Annotated in this window: 12 protein-coding genes and 1 pseudogene; 9 read left to right on the top strand and 4 right to left on the bottom strand. The window is 73.9% G+C overall.

Features of this window, described 5'->3' with window-relative positions:
• Positions 1-28 precede the first annotated feature (28 nt).
• Together ACGGZK_RS16845 and ACGGZK_RS16840 are read left to right on the top strand one after the other, a co-directional pair.
• Positions 29-511, top strand: coding sequence for a PTS sugar transporter subunit IIA (locus ACGGZK_RS16845; RefSeq protein WP_395243770.1), 483 nt, complete (start codon positions 29-31; stop codon positions 509-511).
• Positions 508-792: a PTS sugar transporter subunit IIB gene (locus tag ACGGZK_RS16840; protein WP_395243769.1), complete on the top strand. Its 285-nt coding sequence runs from the start codon at positions 508-510 to the stop codon at positions 790-792. Before ACGGZK_RS16845 ends, ACGGZK_RS16840 begins: the two co-directional genes overlap by 4 nt.
• A 36-nt stretch (positions 793-828) precedes the next feature.
• Here ACGGZK_RS16840 and ACGGZK_RS16835 read toward each other — a convergent pair whose 3' ends face one another.
• Positions 829-2,553: a phospho-sugar mutase gene (locus ACGGZK_RS16835; protein ID WP_395243768.1), complete on the bottom strand. Its 1,725-nt coding sequence runs from the start codon at positions 2,551-2,553 to the stop codon at positions 829-831.
• 47 nt (positions 2,554-2,600) lie between these two features.
• Entirely contained in the window at positions 2,601-3,428 is an 828-nt protein-coding gene (locus ACGGZK_RS16830; RefSeq protein ID WP_395243767.1) for a purine-nucleoside phosphorylase, read from the bottom strand.
• 195 nt (positions 3,429-3,623) lie between these two features.
• Between ACGGZK_RS16830 and ACGGZK_RS16825 the strand changes: the two are divergent.
• From ACGGZK_RS16825 to ACGGZK_RS16815, 3 genes and pseudogenes are all read left to right on the top strand, one after another.
• Positions 3,624-5,055 (top strand): annotated as a pseudogene (locus tag ACGGZK_RS16825) (NAD(P)H-quinone dehydrogenase).
• A gap of 53 nt (positions 5,056-5,108) precedes the next feature.
• Positions 5,109-6,620, top strand: a complete 1,512-nt coding sequence (locus ACGGZK_RS16820; RefSeq protein WP_395243766.1) for an APC family permease — start codon at positions 5,109-5,111, stop codon at positions 6,618-6,620.
• Between the two features lie 128 nt (positions 6,621-6,748).
• Positions 6,749-7,909, top strand: a complete 1,161-nt coding sequence (locus ACGGZK_RS16815) for an LLM class flavin-dependent oxidoreductase (RefSeq protein WP_395243765.1) — start codon at positions 6,749-6,751, stop codon at positions 7,907-7,909.
• Between the two features lie 16 nt (positions 7,910-7,925).
• On the opposite strand, the gene ACGGZK_RS16810 is transcribed toward ACGGZK_RS16815, so the two are convergent.
• Both ACGGZK_RS16810 and ACGGZK_RS16805 read right to left on the bottom strand, forming a co-directional pair.
• On the bottom strand, positions 7,926-9,710 hold the full coding sequence (locus ACGGZK_RS16810) for an acetyl/propionyl/methylcrotonyl-CoA carboxylase subunit alpha (RefSeq protein WP_395243764.1): 1,785 nt from the start codon (positions 9,708-9,710) through the stop codon (positions 7,926-7,928).
• Positions 9,711-9,822: 112 nt separating this feature from the next.
• Positions 9,823-10,464, bottom strand: a complete 642-nt coding sequence (locus ACGGZK_RS16805; RefSeq protein WP_395243763.1) for a Maf family protein — start codon at positions 10,462-10,464, stop codon at positions 9,823-9,825.
• A gap of 204 nt (positions 10,465-10,668) precedes the next feature.
• On the opposite strand from ACGGZK_RS16805, the gene ACGGZK_RS16800 reads away from it, so the two are divergent.
• The 4 genes from ACGGZK_RS16800 to ACGGZK_RS16785 are packed head-to-tail and all read left to right on the top strand — an operon-like array spanning position 10,669 to position 14,870.
• Positions 10,669-11,919 (top strand): class I SAM-dependent RNA methyltransferase, encoded by a 1,251-nt coding sequence (locus tag ACGGZK_RS16800; protein ID WP_395246116.1) that lies wholly within the window; start codon positions 10,669-10,671, stop codon positions 11,917-11,919.
• A 14-nt stretch (positions 11,920-11,933) separates the two neighbouring features.
• Complete coding sequence (locus tag ACGGZK_RS16795; RefSeq protein WP_395243762.1) at positions 11,934-12,623, top strand: response regulator; 690 nt, start codon at positions 11,934-11,936, stop codon at positions 12,621-12,623.
• The gene (locus ACGGZK_RS16790) at positions 12,610-13,839 is read left to right on the top strand and encodes a sensor histidine kinase (protein WP_395243761.1); all 1,230 of its coding nucleotides are present in this window, start codon (positions 12,610-12,612) and stop codon (positions 13,837-13,839) included. Before ACGGZK_RS16795 ends, ACGGZK_RS16790 begins: the two co-directional genes overlap by 14 nt.
• On the top strand, positions 13,836-14,870 hold the full coding sequence (locus ACGGZK_RS16785) for a hypothetical protein (protein WP_395243760.1): 1,035 nt from the start codon (positions 13,836-13,838) through the stop codon (positions 14,868-14,870). The genes ACGGZK_RS16790 and ACGGZK_RS16785 overlap by 4 nt, the downstream gene beginning before the upstream one ends.
• Positions 14,871-15,137 lie beyond the last annotated feature (267 nt).

The raw sequence follows: 15,137 nt of genomic DNA, 5'->3' as shown, positions 1-15,137 counted from the left end.
TGCCCCGCCCACGCCTGAACGGACCCCGATGAGCCTGCCGCCCCTGCCCGAGCGTTCGATCGTGCTCGGCGCCGACGCAGCCGACTGGCGGGCCGCCGTCCGCGAGGCTGGTCGCGCGCTCGTGCGCTCGGGCGCGACCTCCGCGGAGTACGCCGACCGCATGATCGCGGTGATCGAGGAGTTCGGCGCGTACGTCGTCATCGCGCCGGGGCTCGCGCTCGCGCACGCCCGCCCCGGGCCCGACGTGCGTCGCGAGGGCATCGTCGTGGTCACCCTCGCCGAGCCCGTCGCCTTCGGGCATCCGCACAACGACCCGGTGCGGGTCGTCGTCGGCCTGGCCGTCACCAACGCGGAGGAGCACGTCGGGCTCGTCGCCGAACTCGCGAAGGCGTTCGACGGACCGGGCGTGATCACCCGCATCGCGGAGGCGGCGACTCCCGACGAGGTACGCGAGATCCTCGGCGCCGTGCCGAACCCCGACCCCGTTCCCGACCCGAGGGATCCCGCATGAAGATCATCGCCGTGTGCGGTGCCGGCATCGGCACGTCGGCCATCCTCAAGGTGAACGCCGAGCGCGCCCTGGAGCGTCGCGGGCTGGATGCCGACGTGAGCGCCGCCGACCTCGCCGGGGTCGCGGCCGCGGCCGCCGATGCGCAGATCGTGCTCACCTCGACCGAGCTGGCGGCGGCCGTGCGCGAGGCGCTCGGCACGTCGTTCGCCGAGGTCATCGAGGTCGTGAACTACTTCGACGTCGACGAGATCGGCTCGAGCCTCGAGCGCGCGCTGGGCTGATCCCGGCGCCGACTCCGGCTCCGGCCTGCGCCCCGGCTACGCCACGAGCTCCCGCATGGCCGCCTCGATGGCGGCGACCGACGCGTTCGCCGCAGCGCGGCGCTCCGCGACCGTGCCCTGCTCGGACACGGCGTCGATGTAGACCTTGAGCTTCGGCTCGGTGCCGCTCGGCCGCACCATGACCCGGCTGCCGTCGGCGAGCACGATCCGCAGCACGTCCGACGGCGGCAGCGCGCCGAACCCGTCGGCGAGGTCCTCGATGCGGTCGACGCGCACGTCGCCGACGTGCGACGGCGGGTTCGCCCGGAGGGCGGACATGACGGCGCCGATGCGCGCCAGGTCGGTCACGCGGATCGAGACCTGGCCGGAGGCGAAGCATCCGAACCGCTCGACGAACGCATCGAGGTGGTCGGCGACCGTCCGGCCCTCGGCGTGCAGCCGCGCCGCGAGCGACAGGAACGCGACGCCTGCGGAGATGCCGTCCTTGTCGCGCACGGTCTCGGGGTTCACGAGGTAGCCGAGCGCCTCCTCGAAGCCGAACCGCAGTCCGGGTGCGCGGGAGATCCACTTGAACCCGGTGAGGGTCGCCTCGAACTCGAGGCCGTAGGCCCGCGCGACGGCCTCGAGGCCGGGCGACGAGACGATGGAGCAGGCGAGGGAGCCCTCCGGGCCGCCGTCGCCGGCGGCCGCGGCCGCGGCCTGCTCGGCCACCTGCCAGCCGAGCAGCAGGCCGACCTCGTTGCCGCTCAGCCGGCGCCAGCCGGCGTCGGCCGAGGCATCCGGGATCGCGATCGCGAGGCGGTCGGCGTCGGGGTCGTTGGCGATGACCAGGTCGGCGCCGGACTCGGCGGCGCGGGCGAACGAGAGGTCCATGGCACCCGGTTCCTCCGGGTTCGGGAACGACACCGTCGGGAACGCCGCATCCGGGCTGATCTGCGCGTCGACGAGCGCCGGCGTGCGGAACCCGGCGCGGTCGAGCACCTTCGCCATCGTCTCCCAGCCGACGCCGTGCATCGCGGTGTAGACGACGACCGGCTGCGCGTCGGGGGAGGCGGGTGCCGCGGCGACCGCGGCGGTCTGCTCGACGTAGGCGTCGACCACCGACTCGGGTGCCGTCTCGAAGGTGCCGCGCGGCAGGTCGGGCACCGCCGACGAGTCGGCGACGCGCAGGATGTGCGCGGCGATCTCGGCGTCGGCGGGAGACACGATCTGCGAGCCGTGGTGCTCGCCGCCGAGGTACACCTTGTAGCCGTTGTCGTTGGGCGGGTTGTGCGAGGCCGTCACCATGATGCCCGCGCTCGTGCCGAGGTGCCGCACGGCGAACGCGAGCACCGGCGTCGGCAGCAGCCGGGGGAGCAGGATGGCGCGGACGCCGGCGCCGGCGATGACCTCGGCCGAGTCGCGCGCGAACACGTCGGAGTTCTTCCGGCCGTCGTACCCGATGACGATCGAGGGCGTCTCGCCCGGCTCGGCGTGCTCGAGCACGTACGCGGCGAGGCCGGCGGCGGCCTGCGAGACGAGCACTCGGTTCATCCGGTTCGGGCCGGCGGCGATCGCCCCGCGGAGCCCGGCGGTGCCGAACGCGAGCCGGGCGTCGAAGCGGTCGGCGAGGTCGGCCGCGGCCGAGGGGTCGCCGGTGCGCACGCCCTCGATGATCGCGGCGAGCTCGTCGCGGGTCTCGGGGTCGGGGTCCTGCGCGATCCACGCCTCGGCGAGGCCGATCCGGCGCGCGTCGTCGTCGGCGAGCTCAGGGTGGGACATCCGTCGTCCTTCTTCCTGTGGTGCGGGTTCGTGCGGGGCGGGGCGCGTCAGAGCGCCGCGACGATGTCGGCGAGCAGCTTCGAGATCACCGGCTCGGCCTCGCGGCCGGCCTCGATGACCTCCTGGTGGCTGAGCGGAGTCTGCTGGATGCCGGCGGCGAGGTTCGTGATGAGCGACATGCCGAGGATCTCCATGCCGGCCTGTCGCGCGGCGATCGCCTCGAGGGCCGTCGACATGCCGACGATGTGGCCGCCGACGGCCTTGGCCATCTGCACCTCGGCGGGCGTCTCGTAGTGCGGGCCGCGGAACTGGCAGTACACGCCCTCGTCGAGCTCGGGCGCGATGCCGCGGGCGATGCCGCGCAGCCGCGCGGAGTAGAGGTCGGTCAGGTCGATGAACGTCGCGCCCTCGAGGGGCGAGTCGGCCGTGAGGTTGATGTGGTCGCTGATCAGCACCGGGGTGCCGGGCTTCCAGTGCTCCTTGATGCCGCCCGCGCCGTTGGTGAGGATCATCGTGGATGCCCCGGTCGCCGCGGCGGTGCGCACCGAGTGGACGACCCGGCGCACGCCGTGGCCCTCGTAGTAGTGCGTGCGGGCGCCGATCACCAGGGCGCGCTTGCCCGTGGGGAGCAGTACCGAGCGGAGCGTGCCGACATGGCCCTCGAGGGCGGGCTTCGAGAAGCCAGGCACCTCGGTCGCGGGGATCGTGTGCGTCGTCTCGCCGATCAGGTCGGCCGCCTTGCCCCAGCCGGAGCCGAGGGTGAGTGCGAGGTCGTGGCGCTCGATGCCCGTGAGCTCGGCGATCCGCCGGGCGGCGTCGTACGCCACGCGGAACGGGTCGGCCAGCGGGTCGTCCAAGGGGTTCGGTTCCTGCATCCCCCCATGCTAGTGACGAGCCGGATGCCCCGGCAGGCCGCGCGCACGCGCGCGCGAGGCATCCGACCCGCTGCTCACCTGCGCAGGCCGTCGCTCCCGCGCGCGGCTCGATGGCCCGCCGACGGCCGTCCGCGGGCGACGCGGCGCGCCCGCCCGCGTTTTGGCGGCCGTTCGGGCCTGCGGGAGAATGGGGGAATGGCCTATGAGTTCGAGCGCACGCAACGGATCGCCGTCCTCGGAGGCGGTCCCGGCGGGTACGAGGCGGCGCTGTCCGCCGCCCGGCTCGGTGCCGAGGTCACCCTCATCGAGCGCGCCGGCGTCGGCGGCTCCGCCGTGCTCACCGACGTGGTGCCGTCGAAGTCGCTCATCGCGACCGCCGAGGCGTCGAACGCCGTGAAGGAGGCCGCCGAGCTCGGCGTGCAGTTCTACGCGAAGGGCGCCGCCGACAAGGCCGTGAAGCCGCAGGTCGCGATCAACCTCGCCGCCGTTAACAAGCGCCTGCTCGGCCTCGCCGCGCAGCAGTCGGAAGACATGCGCACGAACCTCATCGACGCCGGCGTCCACCTCGTGCAGGGCGAGGGCCGCCTCGACGGCGCCGACGCGATCATCGTCTCGACGGGCCGCGGCGGCACCGACTTCGACCGGATCGAGGCCGACACGCTCGTCGTCTCGGTCGGCGCGACGCCGCGCATCCTGCCGTCGGCCGTGCCCGACGGCGAGCGCATCCTCACCTGGACGCAGCTCTACCGGCTCGAGCAGGTGCCCGAGCACCTCATCGTCGTCGGCTCGGGCGTGACCGGGGCCGAGTTCGCCTCGGCCTACCGGGCGCTCGGGGCCAAGGTCACCCTCATCTCCAGCCGCGACCAGGTGCTCCCCGGCGAGGACCAGGACGCGGCGGCCGTGATCGAAGAAGGTCTTCAAGCGCAACGGCATGAAGGTGATGGGCAAGTCGCGCGCCGAGTCGGTCGTGCGCGACGGCGACGGGGTCGTGGCGACCCTGTCCGACGGACGCCAGGTGCACGGCTCGCACTGCCTCATGGCGGTCGGCTCGGTGCCGAACACCGCCGGCATCGGCCTCGAGGAGGCCGGTGTGCAGCTCGCCGACTCCGGGCACATCCGGGTGAACCGCGTCGCCCGCACGTCGATGCCGAACATCTACGCGGCCGGCGACTGCACCACCTTCCTGCCGCTCGCCTCCGTCGCCTCGATGCAGGGACGCACCGCGGTCTTCCACGCCATGGGCGACATCGTGAACCCGCCGGAGAACCGCAACATCACCTCCAACATCTTCACGCAGCCCGAGATCGCGACGGTCGGCTGGACCGAGCGCGAGATCGAGGACGGCATGGTGCCCGGCGTCGTCTACAAGCTGCCGCTCACCTCGAACCCGCGCGCGAAGATGATGAACATCCGCGAGGGCTTCGTGAAGCTGTTCGCGTCGGCGGGATCGGGCGCGATCATCGGCGGCGTGATCGTCGCGCCGAAGGCGTCCGAGCTGATCTTCCCGCTGGCCCTCGCGGTCGAGCACCGGCTCACGGTAGACCAGTTCTCGGAGGCGTTCCCGGTGTACCCGTCGCTGTCGGGTTCGCTGACGGATGCGGCGAGGGCCATGCACGTGGTGCGCTGACACCGAGCCCGGGGAGACGGCGAGGGGGCCGCCCGGGAGACAGGGGGAAACGGATGAACCTGCGCGTGAAGTCCGTCGAGGCCTCGCTGGCCGACGCGGGCGACGAGGAACGGAGCCTCCGGCGCTCGCTCGGCACCTGGGACCTCGCCCTCATGGGCATCGCGGTCGCGGTCGGCGCGGGCATCTTCTCGGTCGGCGCGCAGGCGGCGGCGAACTTCGCCGGGCCGAGCGTCATCGTGTCGTTCGTGCTCGCGGCCGTCACCTGCGGGCTCGCGATCATGTGCTACGCCGAGTTCGCCTCGACCGTGCCGGTCGCGGGCAGCGCGTACACCTTCACCTACGCGACGATGGGGGAGCTCCTCGCCTGGATCATCGGCTGGGACCTCATCCTCGAGATGTTCACCGGCGCCGCGGTGCTCGCCAAGTACTGGGGCGTCTACCTCGGCGAGGCGCTGCTGGCCTTCGGGCTGCCGTTCCCCGCGACCCTCGAGATCGGCGGAGTCTCGGTCTCGTGGCCGGCGTTCCTCATCGTCGCCCTCTTCACGGCGCTGCTCGTCGCCGGCACGAAGCTCACCGCCCGCGTCGGCGCCGTCTTCACGATCATCAAGGTCGCGATCGTGGTGTTCGTCATCGTCGTCGGGTTCTTCTTCGTGAACGCGGCGAACTTCACCCCGTTCATCCCCGAGCCGGTCCCCTCGGAGGGCGGCGCGGCCGACGCGTGGACGCAGTCGCTGTTCTCGTGGCTCACCGGTGCGGCGCCCGCGCAGTACGGCGTGTTCGGCATGCTCGCCGCGGCATCCCTCGTGTTCTTCGCCTTCATCGGCTTCGACGTCGTCGCGACGAGCGCCGAGGAGGTGCGCGACCCGCAGCGGCGGCTGCCGCGCGGCATCTTCCTCGGCCTCGCGATCGTGACCGTGCTGTACGTGCTCGTGTCGATCGTGATGACCGGCATGGTGTCGTACACGGAGCTCGCCGAGGAGGAGACCCCGTCGCTCGCGACCGCGTTCCGGCTCGTCGGGCAGGACTGGGCGTCGGCGGTGATCTCGCTCGGCGCGCTCGCCGGGCTCACGACCGTGATCATGGTGCTCCTGCTCGGCCTCTCGCGGATCGTGTTCGCCCTCAGCCGCGACGGCCTGCTGCCGCGCTGGCTGTCGCGGACCACCGAGCACACGAAGACGCCGGCCCGCATCCAGGTCATCGCGGGCACGGTCGTCGCGCTCGTCGCCGCGTTCACCGACGTCGGGCTGCTCGAGGAGATGATCAACATCGGCACGCTGTCGGCGTTCGTGCTGGTGAGCGTCGGCGTGGTGGTGCTGCGCCGCACCCGGCCCGACCTGCCCCGCGGGTTCCGGGTGCCGTGGTCGCCGGTGCTGCCGATCCTCTCGGCGGTCGCGTGCCTCTGGCTGATGCTCAACCTCACCACCCTCACGTGGGTGCGGTTCCTCGTCTGGCTGGTGATCGGCGTCGTCGTCTACCTCCTGTACGGGCGCCGGCACTCGCGGCTCGCGGGCGGCGGGGTGAGCGAGGTGGAGCTGCCGACGCCGCAGGGCGCGCCGCCGGCGTAGCGGCCGGCGCGACGGATGCCATGCGCCGCGCGCGGGGCATCCGTCGCCGTCGTTCGCGGTCGGATGCCCCGCCGTCACGCGCGGCAACATCGCCGCGGCCCGCCCGAAGCGGGAACTAGGCTCCGGGCGTGACCACGACCGAGCCCGCCACGCGCCCCACCGGAACCGACGGAGGCCCCGCTGCCGCGACCGGCGGGATCATCCTCGACTGGTTCATCCCGCTCACCGGCGACTCCCGCACCGACCTCAGCCAGGGTTCGGCCATGACCTACGCGGGGCAGTCCGCCGCGCCCGCCCGGCGGGAGCCGGGCATCGACTACCTGTCGCAGATCGCGCGCGCCGCCGACCGGCTCGGGTACCGGGCCGTGCTCATCCCGACCGGCGGCCGCAGCGAGGAGAGCTGGGTCGCCGCGACGGCGCTGTCGCAGCACACGCGCGACCTCGACTTCCTGGTCGCGTTCCGGCCGGGCCTCGTCTCGCCGACCCTGCAGGCCGAGGCCGCCGCCACCTTCCAGCGCCTCACCGGCAACCGGCTGCGCGTCAACGTCGTCGTCGGCGGCGATGACGCCGAGCAGCGAAAGTACGGCGACCGCATCGACAAGGACGACCGGTACCGGCGGGCGGGGGAGTACCTCGCGGTGGTGCGGCGGCTCTGGAGCGGCGAGACGGTCGACCACGACGGGGAGTTCTACCGGATCGAGGGGGCTCGCCTGCCGAGGCTCGAGGCGGTGCCCGAGATCTACCTCGGCGGCTCCTCCGACGCGGCGATCGAGGTCGCCGCCGAGCACGCCGACGTGTACCTCACCTGGGGCGAGCCGCCCGAGCAGGCGGGGGAGAAGATCGCGCTCGTGCGCGAGGCCGCCGCCGCGCGCGGACGCACCCTGCGCTACGGCGTGCGCCTGCACGTCATCGCGCGGCCGACGAGCGAGGAGGCCTGGCGCGTCGCCGATGCGCTCGTGGCCGGCCTCGATCCCGAGGTCGTCGCCCGGGCGCGCGAGTCGTTCCTGGCGTCAGCCTCGGTCGGCCAGCGCCGGCAGGCCGAGCTCGTCTCGGGCGGCCTGCGGCGCGAGGACCTCGAGATCGTGCCCGGGCTCTGGGCGGGGATCGGCCTGGTCCGGGGCGGCGCCGGCACGGCGCTCGTCGGCAGCTTCGCCGAGGTGGCCGACCTCATCCGGCGGTACCGCGCCGTCGGCTTCACCGAGTTCGTGCTCTCGGGCTACCCGCACCTCGAGGAGGCGTACTGGTTCGCGGAGGGCGTGGCGCCGCTGCTGGAGCTCGCCGAGCGGTAGCGAAGCGCGATGCGGCTCAGGCCGCGGCGACCTCGACCGGGTCGGTGATCGACAGCAGCAGGTGGCCGCTCGAGACGGTGGCGCCGGTCTCCGCGTTCACCGGGCCGACCACGCCGTCCTTGTGGGCGACGATCGGCTGCTCCATCTTCATGGCCTCGAGCACGAGGATCAGGTCGCCCTTGACGACCTTGTCGCCCTCGGCGACCGCGACCTTCACGACCGTCGCCTGCATCGGCGCGGTGACGGCGTCGCCGGTGGCCGTGTCGACGGCGTGACCGGCCGCGCGGCGGCGCGGCGCGGGGCCGAGCGTGAGGCTGCGCGGCTCGCCCGACAGCTTCTTCGGCAGGCTCACCTCGACGCGCTTGCCCTGCACCTCGACGACGACCGTGGCGCGGGCCTGCGGGCCCTTGGTCTCCTCGAGCTCGCCCGTCCAGGGCTCGATCGTGTTCTCGTACTCGGTCTCGATCCAGCGCGTGTACACCGAGAACGGCGCGTCGCCCTCGGGGGCGAACGCCGGCTGGTTCACGACGTCGCGGTGGAACGGCAGCACGGTCGGCAGGCCCGCGACCTCGAACTCGCCGAGCGCACGGCGCGACCGCTCGAGGGCGTCGGCGCGCGACGAGCCGGTGACGATGAGCTTCGCGAGGAGCGAGTCGAACGCACCCGAGATCTCGTCGCCGGTCGTGACGCCCGAGTCGATGCGCACGCCGGGGCCGCCGGGGAAGCGCAGCACGTGCACCGGGCCCGGGGCCGGGAGGAAGTTGCGGCCCGGGTCCTCGCCGTTGATGCGGAACTCGAACGAGTGGCCGGTCGCGACGGGGTCGGGGTAGTCGAGCACGCCGCCCTCGGCGAGGCGGAACTGCTCGCGCACGAGGTCGATCCCGGTGACCTCCTCCGACACCGGGTGCTCGACCTGGAGACGGGTGTTCACCTCGAGGAACGAGACGGTGCCGTCCTGGCCGATGAGGAACTCGCAGGTGCCGGCGCCGACGTAGCCGACCTCCTTGAGGATCGCCTTCGACGAGGAGTACAGCTTCTCGATCTGCTCGTCGGTCAGGAACGGCGCGGGCGCCTCCTCGACGAGCTTCTGGTGGCGGCGCTGCAGCGAGCAGTCGCGGGTCGACACGACGACGACGTTGCCGTGCTGGTCGGCGAGGCACTGGGTCTCGACGTGACGCGGCTTGTCGAGGTACTTCTCGACGAAGCACTCGCCGCGGCCGAAGGCGGCGACGGCCTCGCGGGTGGCCGAGTCGAAGAGCTCGGGCACCTCCTCGCGCGTGCGGGCGACCTTGAGGCCGCGGCCGCCGCCGCCGAAGGCGGCCTTGATCGCGACGGGCAGGCCGTGCTCGTCGACGAACTCGAGCACCTCCGAGGCATCCGCCACCGGGTTGAGGGTGCCCGGCGCGAGCGGGGCGCCGACCTTCTCGGCGACGTGGCGCGCGGAGACCTTGTCGCCGAGGCGCTCGATCGCCTCGGGCGACGGGCCGATCCAGGTGATGCCGGCGGCGATGATGGCACGGGCGAAGTCGGGGTTCTCGGCGAGGAAGCCGTAGCCGGGGTGCACGGCGTCGGCGCCGGCGCGGCGGGCGATCGAGAGGATCTTGTCGATCACGAGGTAGGTCTCGGCGCTCGTGGAGCCCTCGAGGGCGTACGCCTCGTCGGCGAGCTTCACGTGGCGGGCGTCGCGGTCCTGGTCGGCGTACACGGCGACGGAGCGGATGCCGGCGTCGCGCGCGGCCCGGATGACACGGACGGCGATCTCGCCGCGGTTGGCGATGAGGACTTTCGTGATGCGCGACATAGTTCAAGGCTATTCACGCCGCCGCGACCGGCTTTGGTCGCCCTCGACAAAAAGACCTCGGAAAACCGTGCGTGCGCGCACAAGGCCCGCGCGCCCGGCGCGGCGGCGGGGATCAGCCCCGGCGGTTCCAGAGGGCGGTCCAGTCGCCGCCGAGCTCGCGCACGAGCTCGCGCAGCGTCGACAGCGACAGGCCCACCACGGTCGACGGGTCGCCCTCGACGCGGCGGATGAAGGGACCGCCCAGGCTGTCGACGGTGAAGGCGCCCGCGACGGCGAGGGGCTCGCCCGTCGCGACGTACGCGTCGATCTCCGCGTCGTCGAGGTCGGCGAACGACACGGATGCCACGGCCGGGCGCCCGACCGCACCGCGCACCTGCCCGCCGCGGTGGTCGACCAGCCAGTGGCCCGACCAGAGCTGCCCGGTGCGTCCGTTCTGCTCGTGCCAGCGCTCCCGCGCCACCTCCGGGCGGTGCGGCTTGCCGTGCAGGCGCCCGCCGACGAGGAACGCCGAGTCGCCGCCGAGCACGAAGCCGTCGATCGGCTCGCCGCCGGGCGTCGCCCCGAGGATCGCCTCCGCCTTCGCCTGCGCGAGCAGCTGCACGAGCTCGGGCGCCTCGAGCGGACCGTGCGCGGCCTCATGCGCGGCGACGAGCGCCTCCTCGTCGACGCCGGGCGAGACGGTGACCGGCTCGATGCCCGCCTGGCGCAGCAGCTGGAGGCGGGCGGGCGACGTCGAGGCGAGGTAGAGGCGCATGCGGACCATCCTGCCGCGCGCCGGGTGTGGAATCCTCGAAGCATGCCCCAGAACGACCGACGCCGGAATCCGCGCCGCCCGGGAGCCGCCTCCGGGCGGCGGCAGGGAGGCGGGCGACCCGCACAGCGCCAGGCCGGGGCGCCGCGCCCCGACGGCCGCGCCGCGAACGGACGGGCGTCGGATGCGCCGGCGCCCGACGGGCCCGTGCTCGACGGGCCCGTGCTCGACCTCGAGGTGCAGCGCATCGCGCACGGCGGCGTCGGCGTCGCACGGCACGAGGGCCGTGTCGTGTTCGTGTCCGACGCCATCCCGGGCGAACGGGTGCGGGCCCGCGTCGTCGACGCGAGCCGCGACCGGTTCTGGCGCGCCGACACCGTCGAGGTGCTCGACGCGTCGCCCGACCGCCGCCCGCACGTGTGGCCCGAGGCATCCGTCGACCGAGCCCCCGAGGACCGGCCCGGCGGCGCCGAGTTCGGGCACATCCGGCTGGCACGCCAGCGGGAGCTCAAGGCGGAGGTGCTGCAGGAGTCGCTCGCCCGCATGGCCGGCGAGGAGCGCGACGTGCTCGTCGAAGCCGTCGACCCGGCGCTCGCGCCCGACGTCGACCCCGACCTCGGCACCGGGTGGCGCACGCGCGTGCGCCTGCACGTCGACGCCGAGGGCCGCGTCGGGCCGTACGCGGCACGGAGCCACCGCGTGATCACCGTGGACGACCTGCCCCTGGCCGACCCGGCGCTGCGCGCCGCCGTCGACCTCGACGCCTTCCGGCGCGGTCTCGACCGCATCGACCTCATCGCGCCGTCGACGGGCGGGGCGATCGAGCTCGTGCACGGCCCCGACCTGCGCCCGGCGACGGCCGACGACATCGAGGAGCGCGTGGGCGACCGCAGCTTCCGGCTCTCGCGCGGCGGGTTCTGGCAGGTGCACCGAGGTGCGGCGGCGACCCTGACCGCGGCCGTGCAGGACCTGGTCGACCCGGCCCGGTTCGACCCCGACGCCGACAACCTCGACCTCTACGGCGGCGTGGGCCTGCTCGCGGCCGCCGTCGGCGACCGGTTCGGCCCCGACGTGCGCATCACGACCGTCGAGGCCGACGAGCGGGCCACCGCGCACGCCGCGCACAACCTCGCCGAGTGGCGCAACGCGCAGGCCCGCACCGCCCGCGTCGACCGGTTCCTCGGGCGCGGGGCCGCAGCGGATGCCCCGCGCGGGCGCTCCACGGCGACGATCGTGCTCGACCCGCCCCGCTCCGGCGCCGGCCGCGAGGTCGTCGAGCGGCTCGTCGCGCTGGCGCCCGCCCAGCTCGTCTACGTCGCCTGCGACCCGGTCGCGCTGGCGCGCGACCTCGGCACCTTCCGCGAGCTCGGCTACGGCCTCGAGGCGATCCGCGCGTTCGACCTCTTCCCGAACACGCACCACGTCGAAGCGGTCGCGCGACTAGCCGCTATCGTGTGAACGAGGCAGGGGGAATGGCAGCGATGACGGGTGACCCGGGGCGGACCACGACGGTCGCGATCGTGGACGACCACGAAGCGGTCCGGCTCGGCCTGCGCGCCGCGTGCCAGGAGGCGGGCTACGAGATCGTGGCCGAGGTGGCCGGGGTTCCCGAGCTCCTCGACTCCCTCGGCGGCGGGCGGTGCGACGTCGTCGTGCTCGACCTCTCGCTCGGCGACGGGCGCAGCGTGACCGACAACGTCCGCGCCGTCCTCGGCACGGGCAGCGCCGTGCTGGTGCACAGCATCGCCGACCGCGTCGCCGCGGTCCGCGAGGCGCTCGCCGCCGGCGCGGCCGGAGTCATCCCGAAGTCGTCGCCGATGTCGAAGGTGATCGCCGCGATCGCCACCGTCGCGAGCGGCGAGGTCCTGAACAACGTCGAATGGGCGAGCGCCATCGAAGCCGACCGCGACTTCGCGAAGGCGCAGCTCGGCCCGCGCGAGCGCGACGTGCTGCACCTGTACGCGTCGGGGCTGCCGCTGAAGCTCGTCGCGCTGAACCTCGGCATCGCGCACTCCACGGCGCGCGAGTACCTCGACCGCATCCGCACCAAGTACATCGAGGTCGGCCGTCCCGCACCGACGAAGGTCGACCTGCTCCGCCGGGCGGTCGAGGACGGCATCCTGCCCGGGCTCGACGGCGAATCGGGAGATGTCCGCCGCTGAGTGGCCCCTGGTCCGGCCCGCGGGCCGGCGTCGGGCCGTCAACCGCGCACAGGTCGAGACGGTCGTCAGCCGGGCGCTCGGCGCCGGGGCGATCGTGTTCGGCGTGCAGACGGTGCCGGCGGCCATCGACCAGGCCGCGGCGATGGTCCCCGGTGCGGGCGCCGCGCTCATGGCCGTGCTGTACGGCTCGGCGGCGGCCCTCGCCGTGGCCGCCGTCGCGAAGGTCGCCGTCCGGACCGCCGCCGTGGCGTTCGCCGCGCTGTACGCCGCCGCGCTCATCGCCTGGCCGTTCGTCGTGGCCGATCCCGCGGCGCTGCACGGCGCGTCGCCGTGGCTGTACTACCTCTGCAGCGTCGCGACCACGGCCGCCGCGGTGGCGTTCCCGGTCGCGTGGGCGACCGGGTACGCCGTCGTGGTGCCGCTCGTCTACGGCGCCATCCGGCTGCTGCCCGCCGGCGGCTCCGCCGAACCGCTGCTGGCCGTCCTCGACACGGTCTACGCGATCATCCTCGGCGTCGTCCTGCTCATCATCGTCGTGATGCTGCGCCATGCGGCCGAGGGGGTCGACACGGCGCAGGAGGCGGCGCTGCAGCGGTACGACACCGCCGCGCGACTGCACGCGAACGAGCTCGAGCGGGTGCGCGTCGACGCCCTGGTGCACGACAGCGTGCTCGCGACGCTGCTCGCGGCGGCCGCGGCGACCACCGACGAGGAGCAGGTGCTCGCCTCCCGCATGGCGGTGGGCGCCCTCGGGCGGCTCCGCGAGGCCGGCACGCCGACGACCGCCGCCGACGGGCGCGTGCCGCTCACGGTGCTCGTGCGCCGCCTGCGCGCGGCGCTGACGACGTTCTCGACGCCGTTCACCGTGCGCGTGGTGAACGTCGCAGGCGTCGAGCTCACCGTCGACGCGGTCGACGCGCTGTACTCGGCGGCCGTCCAGGCGATGGTGAACAGCCTCCAGCACGCCGACGACGATGCGCGGCCCATCCGGCGCGAGCTGCGGATCCGCGGGGTCCGGGCGACCGGCTGCGTCATCGAGGTCGCCGACGACGGCGGCGGGTTCGATCCGGCCGCCGTGCCCTCGGAGCGGCTCGGCCTGCGGGTCTCGATCGAGGAGCGGCTGCGCGGCGTCGGCGGCATGGCCACGATCGAATCGGCGCCCGGTCGGGGCACGACGGTCTCGCTCGGCTGGCCGGCGGTGGTGGTGGGCGGATGATCGCGATCTCCCGCCTGCTGCTGACCTCGCTCGGGGCGTGCTTCTCGGCGTACCACGTGGTGCTCGCCTTCTACGCGATCGGCGTGCCGACCCATCCGTGGCCGACCCTCGCCGCCGTCGGGCTCTACTCGCTCGCGACCGTGCTGAGCCTCTGGCCGACCCGCCGGGTGCGGCTCGCCGACTGGATCGCGGCGTTCGACCTCGCGGTCGCGATCGCCATCCCGCTCCTGGTCACCACCCAGCTCGACCCGGCCCGCGACAACGGGTACGCCACCTGGTACGTCGCCGCGGTCGGCACGCTGATGACGATCGCCGCCGCGCGCCGGCAGTTGCTCGTCGCCTGGGTCGGCGTGCTCGCGCTCGCCGTGCAGACGGTGTTCTGGGCCGGGCTGCCGGCGCTCGGCTCGCTCGGCGTGATCGGCAGCATCGTCTGGGTCGGCATCGCGCACGCCCTCACGGTGGCCCTGACCTCGGCGGCGCGAGAGGCCCGCCGGTACGCGCAGGCCGAGCGCGAGGCGGCGGCGTGGCAGGCCGCGCAGGACGCGCACCTGTTCGAGGGTCGGATGCGCCTCGCGCAGACCACGCGCACGGCGGCCCCGATGCTGCGGCGGATCGCCGAGCAGCGCGGCGCACTCACCGACGAGCAGCGGGTGGAGAGCCGCCTGCTCGAGGCGTCGATCCGCGACGAGATCCGCGGTCGGATGCTCCTCACCGACGCCGTGCGGCACGAGGTGCGGCGGGCCAGGGAACGCGGTGCCGTGGTGACCCTCCTCGACGAGGGCGGCATCGACGACCTCGACGAGGTCGCCCGCGACCGCGTGCTGTCGCGGCTCGCCGTGGCGGTCGCGTCCTCGCGGGCCGACCGGATCATCGCGCGCACGGCGGCCGAGGGATCACCGGTCGCGGTGACGGTGGTCGGGCTCATGAGCGACGCCGACGGCGATGACGACGACACCGAGGATGCCGACGTGGAGTTCTGGCTGGAGATCCCGCGGTTCGAGGCGGCCGGGGGAGCGCTCGCGCGCGAGTGACGCGCCGCGGCGCCGCGGCGCCGTTGCGCCGCGGCGGAAGGCCCCGGCGCCGCTGCGGCGCTCCGCGGAGGAAGGCCCCGGACGACCTGGGACGATGCACCGGGAACGAGAAGCGGGAGCCGGTCCGAAGACCGGCTCCCGCCGAGCCCGGGTGATGATGACAACCCGAATATCACCATTACCCGCCCGTCGAACGTCGGCTACCCGACCGACGATCGCGGAGCTCCGAGGAGCGTCTCATCATCATGCTAGAGGGTGGACGACACC

This window comes from Agromyces sp. MMS24-K17, from assembly GCF_043950245.1.
Classification (GTDB): Bacteria; Actinomycetota; Actinomycetes; order Actinomycetales; family Microbacteriaceae; genus Agromyces.
Note: the sequence above shows the minus strand (reverse complement) of the source record. Positions and strands in the feature narration are given on the sequence as shown.

Bases quoted from the DNA above. Each gene is read 5' to 3' on its own strand.
- ACGGZK_RS16845 (WP_395243770.1), top strand. From the start codon at position 29: ATGAGCCTGCCGCCCCTGCCCGAGCGTTCGATCGTGCTCGGCGCCGAC.
- ACGGZK_RS16840 (WP_395243769.1), top strand. From the start codon at position 508: ATGAAGATCATCGCCGTGTGCGGTGCCGGCATCGGCACGTCGGCCATC.
- ACGGZK_RS16835 (WP_395243768.1), bottom strand. From the start codon at position 2,553: ATGTCCCACCCTGAGCTCGCCGACGACGACGCGCGCCGGATCGGCCTC.
- ACGGZK_RS16830 (WP_395243767.1), bottom strand. From the start codon at position 3,428: ATGCAGGAACCGAACCCCTTGGACGACCCGCTGGCCGACCCGTTCCGC.
- ACGGZK_RS16820 (WP_395243766.1), top strand. From the start codon at position 5,109: ATGAACCTGCGCGTGAAGTCCGTCGAGGCCTCGCTGGCCGACGCGGGC.
- ACGGZK_RS16810 (WP_395243764.1), bottom strand. From the start codon at position 9,710: ATGTCGCGCATCACGAAAGTCCTCATCGCCAACCGCGGCGAGATCGCC.
- ACGGZK_RS16805 (WP_395243763.1), bottom strand. From the start codon at position 10,464: ATGCGCCTCTACCTCGCCTCGACGTCGCCCGCCCGCCTCCAGCTGCTG.
- ACGGZK_RS16795 (WP_395243762.1), top strand. From the start codon at position 11,934: ATGGCAGCGATGACGGGTGACCCGGGGCGGACCACGACGGTCGCGATC.
- ACGGZK_RS16790 (WP_395243761.1), top strand. From the start codon at position 12,610: ATGTCCGCCGCTGAGTGGCCCCTGGTCCGGCCCGCGGGCCGGCGTCGG.
- ACGGZK_RS16785 (WP_395243760.1), top strand. From the start codon at position 13,836: ATGATCGCGATCTCCCGCCTGCTGCTGACCTCGCTCGGGGCGTGCTTC.